Source organism: Levilactobacillus mulengensis (assembly GCF_003946045.1).
In the GTDB taxonomy this organism is placed as follows: domain Bacteria; phylum Bacillota; class Bacilli; order Lactobacillales; family Lactobacillaceae; genus Levilactobacillus; species Levilactobacillus mulengensis.
In genome coordinates, this window is record NZ_RHNW01000007.1 from 66,496 (window position 1) to 82,785 (window position 16,290).

Here is a 16,290-nt window from a genome sequence, read left to right on the forward strand (position 1 = left end):
AGCTATGTATCTTTTAATACCCACTGTCTCCACAATCAGCGTATACTCGGGGAAAAATAGAGGCGATTAGCATGGCAGATTTTCCAATTAACTTACAACAACTGGTCGACGCACCCAACTTGGGCTTTACGGACGATCAGGTACAACTGTTGTTGGCACACGTCGGTGATTTGGACCCCGTGATTCGCGATGACACAGTCTTTACCCTCTTCACCCGTGGATTTGATGAAGATGCCTTCACCCATGATCAGCGTCAATCCATTGCTAAGCACCTGCTGATCAAACGAGGGCTATTCACCGCCATCAACCAGCCAACCAATGATGCTGTCTTCCAACGCACATTCACAGCCCTGTTGACTGCGGCGGTCTTAAACAGTGATGCCCAGGACGCCTGGTTAACAACCACCGAGCAGACACAATTTTTCAGCGATGCTTTGACCTACCTCGTTCGCGAGCACGACCAACGCGGCTGGGTGCCTGATAAGGGCTGGGCCCACGGTATCGCTCACGGCGGCGACCTGCTGCGATATGCCTGGCAACATCCCCAGTTTCCTTTGGATCAAACGCCAACGGCACTGGCAGCCATTGCAACGGTATTTGCGCGCCAAACAACGTCTTTTCAATTCGACGAGGAGCCCCGCCTGGCGATGCCACTGATTCGGGCACGACAGGTCGACCATCTGACTACGGCCCAACTCAACGACTGGCTAATCACTACCGACCAGCGTTTGTGGGGTAATTTTTCATTTGATTGCGCTCCCGTCGCACGATTGCACAACTGGTTAATTTTCCTCCATCACCTATACTTCTTACTGCCGGGAGAACCCACCATCCACCAAACAATTACGACGTTAAGTCAGCACTACTATCAAGTGAATGGCTACGTGAACTAAAAGAGGTGCCGATACTGTCTGATTGATCAGATAGTATCGGCACCTTTGATTTTCAAATATTCGCTCAGACTTATGACAAAAAATATATTAATTTTACCGCTAGTACCCACCGTGCCCAGGGCCATTTTCACCAGCCTGGAGGCAAAACCATAACCCTACCTTAACCCCATAGCGAACGTTATTCTTCATCTAGGGAAACAAAGGTGTTATAGTTCAAATACTGATAGTGTAACCGCATGTTGGACACTTCAAACGGCGTCCCGTCATCCAGGAAGAAAATTCCTTCCATGATGCCGACTGGTTCCACCGGCTTCAGCTGCAACAACTCTTGATCCTCGGCCGTTGAGGGCTGCGCCTGGATCGACATGAAGGACTTGGTGACAACCTTGTCCTGGCTTTCCAGGTAATTGAAAATAGAGTCTGACACCGTTGCCTGCGTCAGGTTCGGCGCAATTTTAATGGGAATGTACCCCGTTTCAATCATGAACGGCTTGTCGTCAAACAGCCGTAGCCGCTTGATTTCATAAACGAAGTCGCCCTCCTCGAGGAACAGGTCCTGTTGGATTTCCTTGCTGGCAGGAACCACGTTAAAATTGAGCAACCGAATGCCCGGTGTGTTCCCTGCTGATTTCATACTGTCAGTAATTCCTAAATTTGACCCCTCATATTGAAAAATTGTTTGGTTTTTCATATATAATGGGTTAATGAAGGTTCCCGAACCGCGCTTTTTAAAAATCAGTCCCTGGTTCGCCAGAATACTGAGTGCTCGCTTCACCGAGCTACGGCTCACACCGTAAGCTTCGCTGAGGCTCCGCTCGTCCGGCAACCGTTTATTGGGAAATTCATTTTGATGGATACGATGTTTTAAGTCCCGCATCACTTGTCGATAGACTAAATCTGCCATGATATCTCCTCATAACTCTTCAACTAGACGTCACTGTACGCTGAGCGCAACCGCTCAACAGGTATTCTCTTTGATAGAGTATAACAGGTTTTGGTGGCGGTGTCTTCTTTTATAGAAAAACAACCGGTCCATTTATTTTTAAAGTGCGGTCCAATTTATCAATAAAATTTTGAAAGGTGAGTCCCATGTCCAAAAAGAAAAAAGGTAAACGCCTGCATAAGACGTTAGTTGAACAGATTTTAGATAAGAACAAAGTCGCTTACAAACAATTCGAGTTTGCGACCCACACCCAGGGCGACGTCGCCCAATTAGACGTCGATCACGAGGACGTTGACGAGCACCACATCTACAAAACACTGGTGTTGAGCAGTCCCACGACCGGTCCGGTGGTCGGCGTGCTCCCCATCGATGAGCATTTAGATGAAAAGAAGTTGGCCAAAGCTTCCGGCAACAAGAAGGTCGACATGGTGCCCCTAAAGGATTTGGTCAAGACGACCGGGTACGAGCACGGCGCCAACACCCCGGTTGGGATTTGGGAAAAGAACCACTTCCCGATTTATTTTGACAATACCGCCCAGGAACAAGGGCAAATTCTCGTTTCTTCCGGTCAGATTGGTCGGTCGGTTGAAGTTGATGCCACGGCGCTCGCCACGCTGGTTCACGGCACATTCACCGACTTGCTGGAGTAAGCGATGAATACGGACCTGGTCCTCATTTTTAAAAATCTGGGGATTGTCGGCCTGGATCTACTGGTGATTCCCTTTATTTTTGTCACGCTGTTAACGTTCCTAAACCGCAACACCAAGGCCTTTTTAGCCAATGGCTTTGGCGTAAACAGTGAGCTATACTTGGGCTTCATCGGTATTTTCTTTCATGAACTCAGCCATCTGGTGACGGCCGTCTTGTTCGGTCACCGAATCGATAAGGTCCGGCTGCTCAAGCGGCCCCATCCCAATCGACGAGGTACGGATGGCCAGCCCGACCTGGCGTTGGGCTACGTCAATCACACTTGGAATCAGCGAAATTGGTATCAGGTCACCGGCAATTTATTTATTGGGGTTGCCCCCATCTTCGGCTGTGCAGCAGTCTTGTTGGGATTGACGGCCCTCCTGATTCCCAGCTGGTTTCAGGGCATGTTGACGCTGATTGCCGACCCGTTCAACCTGGACTGGTCGGGATTTCTCGGTGCGCTGGGCGGCGACAATCATCCCTGGATTCGGTGGACCATCATGGGATTGCTATCGCTCAATCTGAGCATCGGCGGCTTTGATTTGAGTGCCGCCGATTTCGCCAACTCCCGGATTGGCTTGATTGGCTTCGTGACCATCATCGTGATTTTAACGGTGGGCCTCACCCTGCTAAACGTGGCCAGTGGCTTTCTCACGTTCCTGACCGGCGCCATCATCCTGTTGGCCCTGGTGTTGGGCTACGCGCTATTGATTTCACTGCTGACCAACTTGCTGGTTCGTTTGGCCTTACAAATTAAAGATCATTAGAAAACCGTGGTCGTCCTGGCCACGGCTTTTTCGTGTTTCCGGGGAATTCTTAGGGGAATTCTACATTTGTATCGTTTCTTCAAACCGTCTATGGTGATAATAACTAACTGGGTGACCGGTTAGTGTATTCTGAAAAGAGGCTTCCATAAGTTATGAACATCAAGAAACTGCTTCCCTTCTTTGTGGCCCTACTAGCCTTAGTGACCTGCGTTGGCATCAGTACCACAACGGCTGCGGCCAAGACTCGTTCCGTACCAAATGCACTCCGTGGTAAATGGTACATGGAGGGCAATGAAGCGCAATTATCCGAACAGATAACGCTAACCGCTAAGACCTTCAGATGGGCTTCCATCAAGAACAAACCCCACACCAACTTAGCAACCTGGCAATATTTCACGAACACGGGAACCAATAACCGACAACTCAAATTGGCAACCAAGATTAACAACAATCAGACCTTCACCCTCAAACGCTACAAAAAGATCAAGGGGGCCTGGACATTTAAGTTTAAGGTCAGCCATCACACGCGAAAAATTACATTGTACCGTGGTGAATTTAGGAAGCAGGTACTGTTGAAGCGGCATCCTTTCTACATGAACATGTCATTCCGCCCGATGACTAAGTCCCTCATTAAAGAAGAGGTTCGCTTATTTAACCTGTAAAATTGGTCTTAAGAGCTTGCTACTTCGTTGGCCTTTGACTAATCCATCCAAGGAATATTCCCAGAAAAGTAGTTCCGCAATCCCTGCTCATGTTGCGCATTCAACAACGGCGGCAAATTATCCTGGGCAAAATAGCCTAGCTTCTGGTTTTCCCTACTGTCGGTCTTTAATTGCCCGGCTACCAGCGACACCCGAAAGACGATGATCACAGCCTGAGCCACGTCACCATTGGGATAGCGTTGAATTTGATTGCTCGACACCCCCAGCAACCCCGTCACTGCCACGGTCAGGCCGGTTTCCTCGCGAAATTCACGGACACAGGCGGCGCTGGCCGACTCGCCAAACTCCAAGGCGCCGCCTGGTAATCCCCAGCGGTTAAAGTCTGTACGTTTTTGTAACAGAACGTGGTCGTGACGGTCGACTAAGATGCCGCCTGCAAAGGTTAAAATAATTGGCTTGTGACCCACCTGATGACGAATGGCTTGAATGTAATCGGGCATTTAAAAACTTCTTTCTGATTTAATCATTTTTAATTATTAAACTATAATTATAGAATGATGTCAATTCTCTAATTATCAAATCTCTGTTAACAGTCTAAAAGCGCTAACTACCAGCAACGACGGTAGTTAGCGCTTTTGTTGCCTTCAGCCGATACGACTTTTACCCATGCAGCGGCTGCGTCTTAAAAGTCATTTATATTTGACATTTCAGCTCCTGCTTTGTATCCTAAAGATGTCATATATATCTGACATATTAAAGGAGGTGCCCGCGTGAATCGGGTCAAAGACTATCGTAAGCAAGCTGGCTTAACGCAATTTGAATTGGCCCAAAAAGTTGCGGTTGCCCGTCAAACCATTAATCTAGTCGAAAACGACAAGTATAATCCATCACTCGATCTGTGTTTACGGCTCGCCAGGGCCCTCCACACGGATCTCAATCACCTATTCTGGGAGGCATAATCATGGTAAACGGGGAAAATTTACGTGATAAGATTGTTAAACACTTTTTCAATATTACCGGGGACTTTGATGAATACAAACGGCAGGAGGTCAACCGGATTGGCACCAACGCCTTTTTCATGTGCCTACCAGTGCTCCTGTTGGGCCCGGTCGTCGCGCTACTGTGGCAAACGCAATCGGCTTACATGGCCCTGATTGGCCTCGCCGGTTTTGACGTCGCGTTCATCACGATCGTCATCTGTCCCTACCTGATGGTCGCCAGTCGCCGGGCACATCTGACGGATCATGAAGTCAGCGTCCAGGACTTACCGGCCGCACGTAAGCATATCCTATGGGTGTCACTGGGCCTGGCCATCTACTTCGCTGTCTTCATGTACCTGGAACAAGCCTTTCTGGGCACCTTTTTCGACGACCACCTGTTCACGCAGGAACTTGTGTCGTTCGCCAATATTTCGGGCGCCGTTGTCAGTGGTATTTTCTTCGGCATCGTTATGGGCCTCACCTACTGGCTTCGTTTGAAAAAACAACAATAATTATGCGAGAAAACAGGGTCATGACAATCGTCATGGCCCTGTTCGTGGTTATTTATCATTTTTTTGATAGCGGAAAACAATGAAGTAAAAGCCAAAGTTGACGATACTTAACACGAAAATCAGTCCAAAGGCCAACTGGCTCCCAATCGCCGTCTCGTGGGCGTACGACATGCCACTGACTTTCACTGACGACATCAACGCTGCCAAGATTGTGGTCCCAATCGACCCGGCAAACTGTTGCCCCGTGTTATAAATTGCGTTGGCATCGGCGCGTTGACTCATGTCGACTTCCTTCAGTCCATTGGTCAGCGTGTTACTAAACGCCATCGACCGCCCGACACTGAAGACGACGTACATGATGGCAATCAGTACCACACTCAGGTGTTGGCCAAACGCCACGAAGACTAGCGCCGCAATCGTAAATAACGTGCTCCCCATCAAGATTGGTAAACGGGCCCCATGTTCGTCCAACAAATGGCCAAACCATGGCTGGAGAATCGCCGTCACCAGGCTCCCTGGCAACAGCATTAGTCCCCCAATCAAAGAGGTGGCACCCACCACAATTTGGGCGTAGTTCGGCAGCGCAAAGTTGATGCCGATATTACAGAATTGCAGGGTAAAGTAGGCAAAGAAGCTGTAAGTAAAGACTGGATTCTTGAAAATTTCCAGTTTTAATAGTTGGCGACTGCTGTGTTTGGCCAACACGATGTAACCCCAAATGGCCACAATCGCCAAGCCAACGCCACCCAGAAACTCCCAGCTGAGGGCCCCCGCGGTCGACACGCTGTTCAGTCCTAAGGTAAAACTAATAAAGGCAATCGCGAGCAAGCTGAATTGGCCCCAGTTGAACTTAACCGGTTTGACTGGCGCATACTGTTTGATGGCCCCGACCCCCAGCAACAGGATGATCAGTTCCACGGGCATCGTGGACCAAAAAATCATCCGCCAGTTGGCCAGGTAAACCATGATGCCCCCAAACGTGGGACCACTGGCAGGCGCAATCATCAGGATCAGGCCGGCCATCCCCATGTAAAATCCCAGTCGTGACCGGGGCACACTTTCGACGACAATGTTAAACATCAGTGGAATTGCCAGACCGGCGCATCCCGCTTGAATCAAGCGACCGACCAACAAAATCGGAAAGTTAGTTGCGAGCGCACAAATTAAATCGCCTAAAATAAACGCCAAAGCGGCGGCCACGAATAACTGTTTATTTTTAAATCGTTGCTTTAAAAAGGCCGATGTAATCATCAGTAACGCCACCGTTAACAGGTAGCCAGTAGTGATCCATTGCACGGTATTCAAGGACACGTGCATTTGTTTCATCAAGGTGGGAAAGGCCACATTCATCGACGTTTCCACCAAGATTCCTAGGAAGGCCATCAGGGCAATCGCAAAAATCGCAATGAGGTTGCCCCGTGGCACCTTCTCGGACTGAGCTGTCATTTGCAAATCAATCTCTTCTCTCTAAATTTAGCATTACTTTCAATCATACGCATTTTTCGGTTAAAATGCACCGTTAAATTTAGATTAAACCGGTTTCACGGCAAAATAAAAACGCGGTAGCCTAAACTTCCGCGTTCCATTCGGCTTTATATTCGGCTAAGAAATCCAGCATGACCTGTTGGCGGTGCTCGGCCAACTGCTTGGCGGCCGTCGTATTCATCAGGTCCTTTAAGGTTAACAGTTTCTCGTAAAAGTGATTGATGATGGTTTCATTGTCTAAGTTACGATACTCGGCGTGGGTCATCTCGGTCCGGGGGGTTACGGCCGGGTCATAAATCTTTTCGCCAAAATGCCCGCCAAAATAGATTGCCCGTGAAATGCCGATGGCGCCAATGGCATCCAACCGATCGGCGTCTTGCACGATTTGGCCTTCTAGCGGCAACGGTTTCGCCGTGCCATCCAGAGTTTTGTGGTAAGACATGTTGTCCATGATTAGGAAAATAGCGTCAATCTGAGCCGACGTGAATCCTTGGTCGGCTAAGAACTGCCGAACTTCCTCACTGGCTACCGCGGTATCGTCGACCAGCTTTTCATCAATAACATCGTGTAAATAGGCTGCGGTCAGCGTTTCGAGGTGATCGGTATCCGGATAAGATTGGCTAATGCGGTCAGCCAGGCCGACGACTCGTTGAATATGGTCGAAGCCGTGACCGGTCTCGTCATCCCCCATTTTCGATTGTGAAAATTGTCGAACTGCCGCTAAAACTGTGGTCTCTGTCAACTTAATCGTCCTCCTTATTCGCTTGCGAATCCGGTGGCGTCACAGCCGGTGTCCCCGCAAATCCGTAGAAAAATAAATGCATTAATTGATTGACCAGCCGTTGATACGTAGCCGGTGGAATGTTGGCTGTACTGAAGTAGGACACGTACATGTGCAGGTAAATTAGTAGGGCCTCATCAGAAATGTCTTCACTAATAATATCCGCAGCCCGACCCCGCGCAATCACGGCACCCCAAAACTTCTGTTCACCGTCTTCGTAGGCTTGCCGCACCACGTTACTGCCATTCTTCCCCTGCATCTCGGCCAGAACAAATTGATAAAAATCGGGATGGATGCCATCACTCAGCCGAACCTTGTTAGCCATCATCGCCTTGATAATCTCAGAAAACGGGACCTGCTCGTCATCAATTAATTTTTGAAAGCTCGCGTAACCCTGATTGATCATCTCGATGACGACCTGGTGGCCCAATGCTAATTTACTCGGAAAATACTTATACAGCGTGACCTGGGAGACCCCCGCTGCTTCAGCGACCGTTGTCACGTGGGTTGCCTTAAATCCGTCATGCGTGAATAATTTAATGCCGGCGTCCAAGATGCCTTGCCGTTGACGGCTTTTTCGTTCTTGATTCGTTGCCATGCCTGTCACCACCCTCGTCCGCTTGTCGAATTCGTTGCTCATTTTACAGCACGAATCAGCAACAGCGCTACTCGTTGTTTATTTTATCATACCGCAAATTAGGAAAGAATTTAATTTTAGTGAACTATTTTAGTATAAAAGTTCACTTTTTCGTTGACTTTGGGTACCCAGGGGCTTACGATGTAAACGATTTTAAAACTGTAAGGAGGGGATTACTTATGACAAATCCTGTACTTCAAATTAACCATCTGCAAAAGAAATTCGGCCACTTCCAAGCCTTAAAGGACATCACTTTTGAGGTGCGCCCTGGCGAAGTCTTTGGCTTCATCGGCCCAAATGGCGCGGGGAAATCCACGACTATTCGGGTTCTGCTCGGCATCATTCGGGCTTCCGGCGGGACGGCCACCATTTTCGGCCAAAACGTTTGGAGCGATAGCGTCGCGATTCATCAACGACTGGCCTACGTTCCCGGCGACGTGTATCTCTGGCCCAATTTAACGGGTGGCGAAATTATTGATCTCCTTCTTAAAATGAATGGCACCGCACATTCCGCCAAGACCGACGACCTGATCAAACAATTCGGCTTGGACCCAACCAAGAAGGCCCGTACCTACTCCAAGGGGAATCGGCAGAAGGTCGCCTTGATTGCGGCTTTCTCCCAAGACGCTGATTTCTATATCTTTGACGAGCCCACCTCTGGGCTGGATCCCTTGAACGAACGGATCTTCCAGGATGCCGTCATGGACCTCAAGGCGCACGGTAAAGCCGTCTTGCTTTCCAGTCACATCCTTTCCGAAGTGGAACGCATGTGTGACCGGATCGGCATTATCCGTGAAGGCCAAATCATTGAAACCGGCAGTCTGGCTGAGATGCGGCACCTGACCCGAACCATGGTCACCGTCACGCTAGGCGATGACTTCGATGTCACCACCCTTCCTAACGTCCATGGCGTTACCCCTGGTCATGCCCCGCACGAATGGCAATTTTCTGTTGAGGATGAACATCTCAACACGGTCATGAGCACGCTGGCGCAACACCAAGTCGTAGCGTTACAGAGTACGCCACCGACGTTGGAAGACCTCTTCATGCACTACTACACGGGAAAGGAGTGACCTACCATGACGCGTTTTGGACGTACTGGTCAACTGACTCGTCTGAATTTTCGGCGGGATCGGTTCCGAATTCTCATGTGGCTCATTCTCTTGGCAGCCTTAATGGCCAGCGTTGCCTGGAAATTCGAGGGGATTTACGGCACTCCTAGTGAGATCAATGCCATCAAGGGAACCCTCGCCAGTCCCGGCATTGTCGCTATGTTTGGGGCCTTTTCTTTCACTGGCAAGGTCACCACGGCGGAAATTTTCGCTAACGAAATGCTTTTATTTATGGCTCTGATTCAAGTGGTGATGAACATTGCCCTCAGCATTCACGCCACCCGGGCCGAGGAAGACTTGGGCATTACCGAGCTGGTTCGCGCTCACGCAGTCGGCACCCTTTCCCCATTAGCTGCCGCAACTTGTGAACTTGTCGTTGTCAATGGCGCGCTAGGTATCCTCTACAGTGTCGGTCTCAGTGCCGCTAACATGCCTGGGGCAAGCACCGAAGGCAACTGGTTGATTGGACTGGGACTGGCCGCTACGGGGCTCCTATTCGGAATTCTAGGACTCCTGACCGCCCAACTGGCTGATCACTCAGCTAGTGCAACGGGACTGGCCTACACCCTATTTGGTATTAGCTACCTGGCACGGATGATTACGGATGTTCAGCATCCTAAATTAACCTGGTGGTCACCCCTGGGGTGGGTCGAAAAACTCGCGCCTTACAACAATCCGCACTGGTCACCCATCTGGCTAAGCCTGGGCCTCGCTGTGATTCTACTTGTTCTCGCATTCATGGCGAACAACCGCCGGGACCTGGGCGCTGGTGCCCTAACGACCCGTCCCGGCCGCCGGCAAGCTTCGGCTTTTCTCCGGGGACCCGCAACGCTGATCTGGCGACGGCAACGTAACGTGATCATCGCTTGGATTATTGCGGTTATCATCTTTGGGGTAGCTTACGGAACCGTCTTCAACACGATTGGCGATATTCTCAAGACCAACCCGACCATGCAACAGGTCTTCGGCGCGGCCATGGTTCACGAGGCCAACCACAAGATTCTGTTAAGCTTCACGTCACTCCTGTCGATTGTCATGGCCGCTGTGGCCGTCATCCCCGGTATGCAACTGATTCTCAAAGTCCACAGCGATGAGACCCGCGGCTGGTTAGAGGCCCTGTACGCACGGCCACTCAGTCGCACCCACCTGCTCTTTAGCTACGTGGGCACCGCCTTCGTCACCAGCACCCTCGCCTTCATTGGTGGCCTGGGCGGCATTGTGGTCATGGGCGACGCCAGTCTGACACACGTAAAAGATGGCATCAGTGCTAGCGAATTCTGGCAAGGTGTCGCGGCTCAGCTACCAGAAATTTGGGTTTTCCTTGGCCTAGCCGTTCTCTTGGTCGGTTGCTGGCCACGCTTGAAGTCACTCAGTTGGGCCTACCTGGCTCTGGGCTTCATTAGCGTCTACATGGGCAGTCTCCTAAAGTTGCCCGACTGGGTCCAAAACGTGACCCCCACGGGTTGGATGCCACGGGTACCCCTGCACGATGTCAACTGGACCACGTTTAGTTGGATGGTCGTCTTAGCGATTGCTCTAGTAATCATCGGCTGGCAAGGTTACCGGCGACGGGATCTACACATGAGTTAAAAATTTTTACCTGCAACCACTGGTCGTCTTGACCGGTGGTTTTTTAGTAGCCCGGTGCACCCCAGCGCGACTTGATTTCACCAGCTTACCCGTCTCCCAATCAAATAGCAAGTATTAACCATCAATAATGTTATCTATATTTCGACACAAAATTTACAATATTGAGTGGTGTGTGAGTCCCACGGATTTTAGTTTAAGCAGTTAACCCATAACGAGCCAACCATTTTCATTAGATATTTCTCGCAATTCGGCAAAACATCAGGTATGCTAAGAATACGTTGGCTCCCCCAGCCATTTAGACGTAAACAAAACCGCACCCTTCTCCTAACAGAAGTGGTGCGGTTAAGTTTAGCTATAAATAAATTACTGAATCACCACATCATAATGGTTGCCCGTGATGGCCGTCCCGCGGTCATGCACAACGCCCATGCCAAGTGGCGTCATGATCTTCGTGCCAAACGGAACGCTGGCAGGTGCTGCGACGACGCGGTAGCCGTTTGGATCCAACCCGTTCGCACTAATGCTGGTGCCATCGGCCGTTAAGCTACCCGAATAGTAGGTCCATTTATTGCCGTTCAAGTAAACGACGCCCTGACTTTCAAATTGGGCCACGCTGATGGTCGCACCAGCCGTGCTGTTGTTAGTGGTTTGACTGGCAACGCTAGTATCCTTGATCGGTGCCGCCTGACTGTACGTACTGGTTTGCGGTCGATACTGATAACTAGCCGCCGCGCCACGATAGGTGTTGGCACTCGCCGTGACGCTGGAAAAACCGATACCGGCTGCTAACACAGCGGCGAAGCTAATGGTCGTCAAGATAACTTTCTTAATCATCAAATGGTTCCTCCCTTATTTAACGACCCCAGCTTACCGCCGAGACATCTCAACGGCATTAGCAAATCGTTACCGCTCGATTAAGGAATCGCCCGTCAGATGACAAAATGACACGGTCTTTACCTGATTGTCATAGTGGTCAAGAAAACGTTAAGTCCCGACTTAAGGTGCCATTAACATCAGTTTGATACGGTATAGTTGCCTTGGTTTACGCTGCTAATCGCCATTTTTCTAAGTGCTGGCAACAAAAAAAGGCCCAGGAAAGATTCCCGGACCTCCTCGCAACCTAATTTATTTTGTCAGCCGTTCCACGTCACGGACGATCATCAATTCTTCGTTCGTTGGCACGACCAGCGTCTTGACCTTGGCGTCGTCTGGACTAACGATGTGTTCTTCCCCACGGAAGTTATTCTTGGCAGGGTCGATGGCAATGCCAAAGTAGTTTAATTTATCAGCAACGGCTTGCCGCATGTCCACGCCGTTCTCACCGGAACCGGCCGTGAAGACGATGGCATCCACGCCGCCCAATTCAGCGATATAACTACCGACGTAGCGGACTACCCGGTCAACGAACATGTCCAAGGCCAACTTAGACTTTGGCCGTTCATCCTGGGTCTGTTCCAGGTCCCGTTGGTCGGGTGATAACTCAGAAATCCCCAGCAGACCAGACTTATGGTTCAAAATGTCGATCATTTCTGGCATGGTCTTGTGGAGCTTTTCAGCTAGATAGGCCACCAACGATGGATCGATGTCCCCGGACCGCGTCCCCATCATGACCCCCGCTAATGGCGTGAAGCCCATGGAGGTGTCCAGCGCATGGCCATCCTTGAAGGCGGTAATGGAGGAGCCTGATCCCAAGTGCAAGGTGATCATTTTCAGGTCGGCCAACGGCTTGCCTAAGATTTCGGCTGCCCGGTGCGCCACGTAACGGTGACTGGTCCCGTGAGCCCCGTACTTCCGGGCCCCAAATTTTTCGTAATATTCATAAGGAATGCTGTACATATAGTTGACCGCTGGCATATCCGTGTACAAAGACGTGTCGAAAACGGCGACCTGCTTGGCTTCCGGCAACAGTTGTTGGAAGACCTCGATGTAGTAAGCCTGAACCGGGTTGTGCAGTGGCGCATAGTCCTTCAGTTCCTTGATCTGCTTCAACACGACGGGCGTGATGACAGCGGAGTCCTTGAAGACTTCCCCGCCGGCCACGATTCGATGACCCACACCGGTGATTTCACTCAGGTGCTTCACAATCCCGTAAGACTTCAGCCGCGTCAGCACCATCGCTGCCGCCAGCTTATTCGTAATGTTATCCTGTGTTTCCGTTTTCTTGGTGCCGTCGAGCAGTTTGACCTTGAAAATGGAACCCGGTAAATTCAACCGGTCTACCATTCCTGATGCGATAACGGTTTCTTCCGGCATGGAAAAGAGCTTCCACTTCAAAGTTGAGCTACCTGCGTTAATTGCCAATGTTTTTGCCATGAGTCGATCCTCCCAATCATTTTCTCGGTTACTTCCCAGTTTAAATGATTCTGTAACCGCTTTCAAGAAAAGAATGACTTTCTGTGAGAATTTTTAGACATGATTTGCAAAGCACCCCCGATGAAAACTCACTCCAACAAAAAATCCCACCAACACGTGTCAGTGGGATTCGCTTAAATTAAGTTTTAGAACCAGCCGTAGCCTAACCAATGATGCTTGGCCTTCGTCCATGAACCGTAACGGTTGTGGGCGTAGCGGTCAGCGGTCTTTTCCTGGTTAGCCTTGCTGTAGTCACCCTTCAACATCGAAATGGTGAGTTGGTATTTGCCGTAGTACCGGCCGTTGTGGGCGCGGTAGTTGCCGCCGGATTCCTTAACGGCGATCCAGGCCTTGGCGCGTTGTTCCTTCTTGGATAAGTTGGACACGTAGGTCACGCTGGCTTCGGCAGTCGTTGTTGAATTCACAACGGATGAGACACTAGGGAGGGTCAGTGAAACGACCATCACGATAACCATGAATAGAGTTTTAAGTTTCAACTGAACACCCTCCTTAACGAATTTGTTAAGAATATCATAACGTTCTTAAGTTACAGCCCCGTTGTCTAAATGTTACAAACCTGTAACGGCCCACCCCATTTTGGCCCGTCTGGTGTAATATATTGTCGTTTAAGCCCGGTGGGACCACGAAAAAACGGCGATCAGTTAAAGGCACTGCACCGTCGTTTTCTGAATTATTTATTAAATTGACCGAACCAAGTTGGATTTAGTACCAGCCGTTTGCTTGCCAGAAGGACTTCGCAGCGGCCCATGAGCCGTAACGGGAGCTAACGTAAGAGTTGGCAACCTTTTCCTGGTTAGCGGCTGAGTAATCCCCGTTCAGGTATGACTTGCTCAATTGGTACTTCCCGTAGTAGTTACCGTTAGAGGCCGTGTAAGAGCCACCAGACTCTTTGTTAGCGATCCAAGCCTTAGCTGAAGAGCCAGAGGTAGACGTCGTTGAAGTGGCCGTAGAAGCGCTGCTGGTCGTCCCAGTGGTGGCTTGGCTACTGTAGTTGCTGGTTGAAGCGGTATTGTTAGTCGTGTTGCTGGTTGTCGTCGTGGATTGGCTAGGCGTGGTGGTAGCGGCACTAGTCGTTGACGTCGTGGTGCTAGTGGCGTCAGGAATTTCTAAGGATTCACCCACGTAAATCAAGTTAACGTTCTTTAAGTTGTTGGCTTTTTCGATTGAGGAGACGCTAGATTTGTACTGGTTAGCAATCTTGGCAACCGTGTCTCCCGACTTCACCGTTACCCGGACGTCGGCGTTGGCGGAAGTAGTGCTGGCAAATAACCCGGCACCTAATACGGCTGCAGTTCCTAAAGTAGATACTAAAACTTTTTTGATATTCATAAAAATGAATGTCCTCCTTTTGATTAGTGAATCTGTCTATCAATTACTTAACGAGACCTATCATAACCCGCGGAGGTTACACCGCCATTGTTCCTAAGTTACGCCCACATTAAGAAAAACCGGCTTAAATGACAAACCGTAACGTGGTTAATCCCGTTGCAACATTAACCGGGTTTACGGTCCTTACGTTGCGGTCATGTGACGGTTACGGGCTGGGTAGTGAACCCGACTTGCTTGAAATTAGTGGTTGAGATTGCCTGGCGCTCAGAAATGTTGTTGTTAAATTTGATGTTTCGTTTGAAATTACCGTTAGTGATAACGCGCCATTCGTTGTGAGCTGCCTTTGAGCCATGTTAAAAATCGGACTGTTGTCAGATGGTTACTCATCATTTCTTCTATAGTAAATGGGAATTGTTTTCACTGTGGCTATTGCTGATTACCGGCACCACATAGTGTTAGGCGGGAATTCTAGTCTGGCCTTTCTCTCGATTCGGCTTACTTTAGACCGTTTGACTGGTTCTCCACGGACCTATCCCGATGCTGGCAGCCTCCGAAACGTGCTACGACAGCCAGGTCCCTGCGCTTAACCCCGGTTCAGCAACGACCCAAGCCCGGGGTCGTTACTGAACCGACGTTAATGCTCAGGACCTAACCGCCCCGCTCCGCACTCTAAAAAAAGCGCCCACAGACCTGCATCTGTGGGCGCCACTTGAATTTAAACGTTAATTTGTTGGCTTATCTAAGCTATTTCTAGTTTAGTACCAGCCGTTTGCTTGCCAGAAGGCTTGCGCAGCTGACCATGAGCCGTAACGGGAAGCTACGTATGAGTTGGCAACCTTTTCTTGGTTGGCGGCTGAGTAGTCACCGTTCAAATAGGAAGAGCTCAGTTGGTACTTACCCACGTATTGGCCGTTAGTTGCTGAGTATGAACCGCCAGATTCCTTGTTGGCGATCCAAGCCTTAGCACTGGCTTCTGAACCAGATACACCGGTTGAAGCAGTCTTGTTGCTGCTAGTTTGGGTGTTCGTGGTTGCTTGGCTGCTTTGGCTAGTCGTGGATTGGCTAGTTTGGTTAGCAGTCGTAGTCGTGTTTTGGCTAGCAGCAGTGTTAGTAGAAGTCGTGGTAGCTTGTTTGCTTGAAGGTACGCTCAACGTTTGGCCGACGTAGATCAAGTTACTGTTGCTCAAGCTGTTAGCACTTTCGATAGCGTTAACGGATGAGTCGTACTTGTTGGCTAATGACCAAACAGAATCCCCCTGCTTGACCGTAACATTCGTATCGGCGTTGGCCGTTACGTTAGTGGCGAAGAGGCCGGCACCGACAATGGCAACCGTACCCAAAGTATTAACTAAAGCTTTTTTGATATTCATAATAAATGAACGTCCTCCTTTGTTTGCTTAACGGCTATTAGAATAACTGATGGTTGTGTCAGTTAGATTGGCGTTACGTTACGCCAGCATTAAGAAAAATATTACAGTATGACATTCCGTAATATTTGTAACTCTATTGTCACATAAACCGCTTTTTTACCCCTGT

Annotated in this window: 18 protein-coding genes; 8 read left to right on the forward strand and 10 right to left on the reverse strand. The window is 49.7% G+C overall.

Going from position 1 to position 16,290, the window contains the following annotated elements; all coding sequences use genetic code 11:
- The first annotated feature begins 71 nt into the window (after positions 1-71).
- Complete coding sequence (locus EKM84_RS08045) at positions 72-893, forward strand: DUF2785 domain-containing protein (protein ID WP_125765249.1); 822 nt, start codon at positions 72-74, stop codon at positions 891-893.
- 178 nt (positions 894-1,071) lie between these two features.
- Here the strand turns inward: EKM84_RS08045 and EKM84_RS08050 are convergent, their stop codons facing one another.
- A complete protein-coding gene (locus EKM84_RS08050) occupies positions 1,072-1,797 on the reverse strand; it encodes a GntR family transcriptional regulator (RefSeq protein WP_125765250.1) in 726 nt (241 codons plus the stop codon).
- Positions 1,798-1,982: 185 nt separating this feature from the next.
- Between EKM84_RS08050 and EKM84_RS08055 the strand changes: the two genes are divergently transcribed.
- From EKM84_RS08055 to EKM84_RS08065, 3 genes are all read left to right on the forward strand, one after another.
- Positions 1,983-2,486, forward strand: a complete 504-nt coding sequence (locus tag EKM84_RS08055; protein WP_125765251.1) for an aminoacyl-tRNA deacylase — start codon at positions 1,983-1,985, stop codon at positions 2,484-2,486.
- A 3-nt stretch (positions 2,487-2,489) separates the two neighbouring features.
- Positions 2,490-3,293: a hypothetical protein gene (locus tag EKM84_RS08060; RefSeq protein ID WP_125765252.1), complete on the forward strand. Its 804-nt coding sequence runs from the start codon at positions 2,490-2,492 to the stop codon at positions 3,291-3,293.
- A gap of 152 nt (positions 3,294-3,445) precedes the next feature.
- The gene (locus tag EKM84_RS08065) at positions 3,446-3,955 is read left to right on the forward strand and encodes a hypothetical protein (RefSeq protein ID WP_125765253.1); all 510 of its coding nucleotides are present in this window, start codon (positions 3,446-3,448) and stop codon (positions 3,953-3,955) included.
- 38 nt (positions 3,956-3,993) lie between these two features.
- On the opposite strand, the gene EKM84_RS08070 is transcribed toward EKM84_RS08065, so the two are convergent.
- Positions 3,994-4,455, reverse strand: coding sequence for an NUDIX hydrolase (locus EKM84_RS08070; RefSeq protein ID WP_125765254.1), 462 nt, complete (start codon positions 4,453-4,455; stop codon positions 3,994-3,996).
- Between the two features lie 270 nt (positions 4,456-4,725).
- On the opposite strand from EKM84_RS08070, the gene EKM84_RS08075 reads away from it, so the two are divergent.
- The gene (locus EKM84_RS08075; RefSeq protein WP_125765255.1) at positions 4,726-4,914 is read left to right on the forward strand and encodes a helix-turn-helix transcriptional regulator; all 189 of its coding nucleotides are present in this window, start codon (positions 4,726-4,728) and stop codon (positions 4,912-4,914) included.
- Positions 4,915-4,916: 2 nt separating this feature from the next.
- Complete coding sequence (locus EKM84_RS08080; protein ID WP_125765256.1) at positions 4,917-5,447, forward strand: DUF3278 domain-containing protein; 531 nt, start codon at positions 4,917-4,919, stop codon at positions 5,445-5,447.
- Positions 5,448-5,495: 48 nt separating this feature from the next.
- On the opposite strand, the gene EKM84_RS08085 is transcribed toward EKM84_RS08080, so the two are convergent.
- From EKM84_RS08085 to EKM84_RS08095, 3 genes are all read right to left on the reverse strand, one after another.
- A complete protein-coding gene (locus EKM84_RS08085) occupies positions 5,496-6,893 on the reverse strand; it encodes an MFS transporter (protein ID WP_125765329.1) in 1,398 nt (465 codons plus the stop codon).
- Positions 6,894-7,014: 121 nt separating this feature from the next.
- Positions 7,015-7,674 carry an HD domain-containing protein gene (locus EKM84_RS08090; protein ID WP_225418174.1) on the reverse strand — a complete coding sequence of 220 codons (660 nt, stop codon included), beginning with the start codon at positions 7,672-7,674 and terminating at the stop codon, positions 7,015-7,017.
- 1 nt (position 7,675) lies between these two features.
- On the reverse strand, positions 7,676-8,311 hold the full coding sequence (locus EKM84_RS08095; protein WP_164511356.1) for a TetR/AcrR family transcriptional regulator: 636 nt from the start codon (positions 8,309-8,311) through the stop codon (positions 7,676-7,678).
- 218 nt (positions 8,312-8,529) lie between these two features.
- Between EKM84_RS08095 and EKM84_RS08100 the strand changes: the two genes are divergently transcribed.
- Together EKM84_RS08100 and EKM84_RS08105 are read left to right on the forward strand one after the other, a co-directional pair.
- Positions 8,530-9,423 (forward strand): ABC transporter ATP-binding protein, encoded by an 894-nt coding sequence (locus EKM84_RS08100; RefSeq protein ID WP_125765258.1) that lies wholly within the window; start codon positions 8,530-8,532, stop codon positions 9,421-9,423.
- A 6-nt stretch (positions 9,424-9,429) separates the two neighbouring features.
- Positions 9,430-11,052: an ABC transporter permease gene (locus tag EKM84_RS08105; protein ID WP_125765259.1), complete on the forward strand. Its 1,623-nt coding sequence runs from the start codon at positions 9,430-9,432 to the stop codon at positions 11,050-11,052.
- Positions 11,053-11,415: 363 nt separating this feature from the next.
- Here the strand turns inward: EKM84_RS08105 and EKM84_RS08110 are convergent, their stop codons facing one another.
- From EKM84_RS08110 to apf (EKM84_RS08130), 5 genes are all read right to left on the reverse strand, one after another.
- Positions 11,416-11,886: a hypothetical protein gene (locus tag EKM84_RS08110; RefSeq protein ID WP_125765260.1), complete on the reverse strand. Its 471-nt coding sequence runs from the start codon at positions 11,884-11,886 to the stop codon at positions 11,416-11,418.
- A 291-nt stretch (positions 11,887-12,177) separates the two neighbouring features.
- Positions 12,178-13,365 carry an acetate/propionate family kinase gene (locus EKM84_RS08115; protein ID WP_125765261.1) on the reverse strand — a complete coding sequence of 396 codons (1,188 nt, stop codon included), beginning with the start codon at positions 13,363-13,365 and terminating at the stop codon, positions 12,178-12,180.
- 185 nt (positions 13,366-13,550) lie between these two features.
- Positions 13,551-13,901 (reverse strand): aggregation-promoting factor C-terminal-like domain-containing protein, encoded by a 351-nt coding sequence (locus EKM84_RS08120; protein ID WP_125765262.1) that lies wholly within the window; start codon positions 13,899-13,901, stop codon positions 13,551-13,553.
- 226 nt (positions 13,902-14,127) lie between these two features.
- Positions 14,128-14,754, reverse strand: coding sequence for an aggregation-promoting factor (apf, locus tag EKM84_RS08125; protein ID WP_125765263.1), 627 nt, complete (start codon positions 14,752-14,754; stop codon positions 14,128-14,130).
- 755 nt (positions 14,755-15,509) lie between these two features.
- A complete protein-coding gene (apf, locus tag EKM84_RS08130; protein WP_125765264.1) occupies positions 15,510-16,124 on the reverse strand; it encodes an aggregation-promoting factor in 615 nt (204 codons plus the stop codon).
- Between the last annotated feature and the right edge of the window lie 166 nt (positions 16,125-16,290).

Bases quoted from the DNA above. Each gene is read 5' to 3' on its own strand.
- EKM84_RS08105 (WP_125765259.1), top strand. From the start codon at position 9,430: ATGACGCGTTTTGGACGTACTGGTCAACTGACTCGTCTGAATTTTCGG.
- apf (WP_125765263.1), bottom strand. From the start codon at position 14,754: ATGAATATCAAAAAAGTTTTAGTATCTACTTTAGGAACTGCAGCCGTA.
- EKM84_RS08055 (WP_125765251.1), top strand. From the start codon at position 1,983: ATGTCCAAAAAGAAAAAAGGTAAACGCCTGCATAAGACGTTAGTTGAA.
- EKM84_RS08050 (WP_125765250.1), bottom strand. From the start codon at position 1,797: ATGGCAGATTTAGTCTATCGACAAGTGATGCGGGACTTAAAACATCGT.
- EKM84_RS08070 (WP_125765254.1), bottom strand. From the start codon at position 4,455: ATGCCCGATTACATTCAAGCCATTCGTCATCAGGTGGGTCACAAGCCA.
- EKM84_RS08085 (WP_125765329.1), bottom strand. From the start codon at position 6,893: ATGACAGCTCAGTCCGAGAAGGTGCCACGGGGCAACCTCATTGCGATT.
- apf (WP_125765264.1), bottom strand. From the start codon at position 16,124: ATGAATATCAAAAAAGCTTTAGTTAATACTTTGGGTACGGTTGCCATT.
- EKM84_RS08045 (WP_125765249.1), top strand. From the start codon at position 72: ATGGCAGATTTTCCAATTAACTTACAACAACTGGTCGACGCACCCAAC.
- EKM84_RS08100 (WP_125765258.1), top strand. From the start codon at position 8,530: ATGACAAATCCTGTACTTCAAATTAACCATCTGCAAAAGAAATTCGGC.
- EKM84_RS08095 (WP_164511356.1), bottom strand. From the start codon at position 8,311: ATGGCAACGAATCAAGAACGAAAAAGCCGTCAACGGCAAGGCATCTTG.
- EKM84_RS08060 (WP_125765252.1), top strand. From the start codon at position 2,490: ATGAATACGGACCTGGTCCTCATTTTTAAAAATCTGGGGATTGTCGGC.
- EKM84_RS08065 (WP_125765253.1), top strand. From the start codon at position 3,446: ATGAACATCAAGAAACTGCTTCCCTTCTTTGTGGCCCTACTAGCCTTA.
- EKM84_RS08110 (WP_125765260.1), bottom strand. From the start codon at position 11,886: ATGATTAAGAAAGTTATCTTGACGACCATTAGCTTCGCCGCTGTGTTA.
- EKM84_RS08115 (WP_125765261.1), bottom strand. From the start codon at position 13,365: ATGGCAAAAACATTGGCAATTAACGCAGGTAGCTCAACTTTGAAGTGG.
- EKM84_RS08080 (WP_125765256.1), top strand. From the start codon at position 4,917: ATGGTAAACGGGGAAAATTTACGTGATAAGATTGTTAAACACTTTTTC.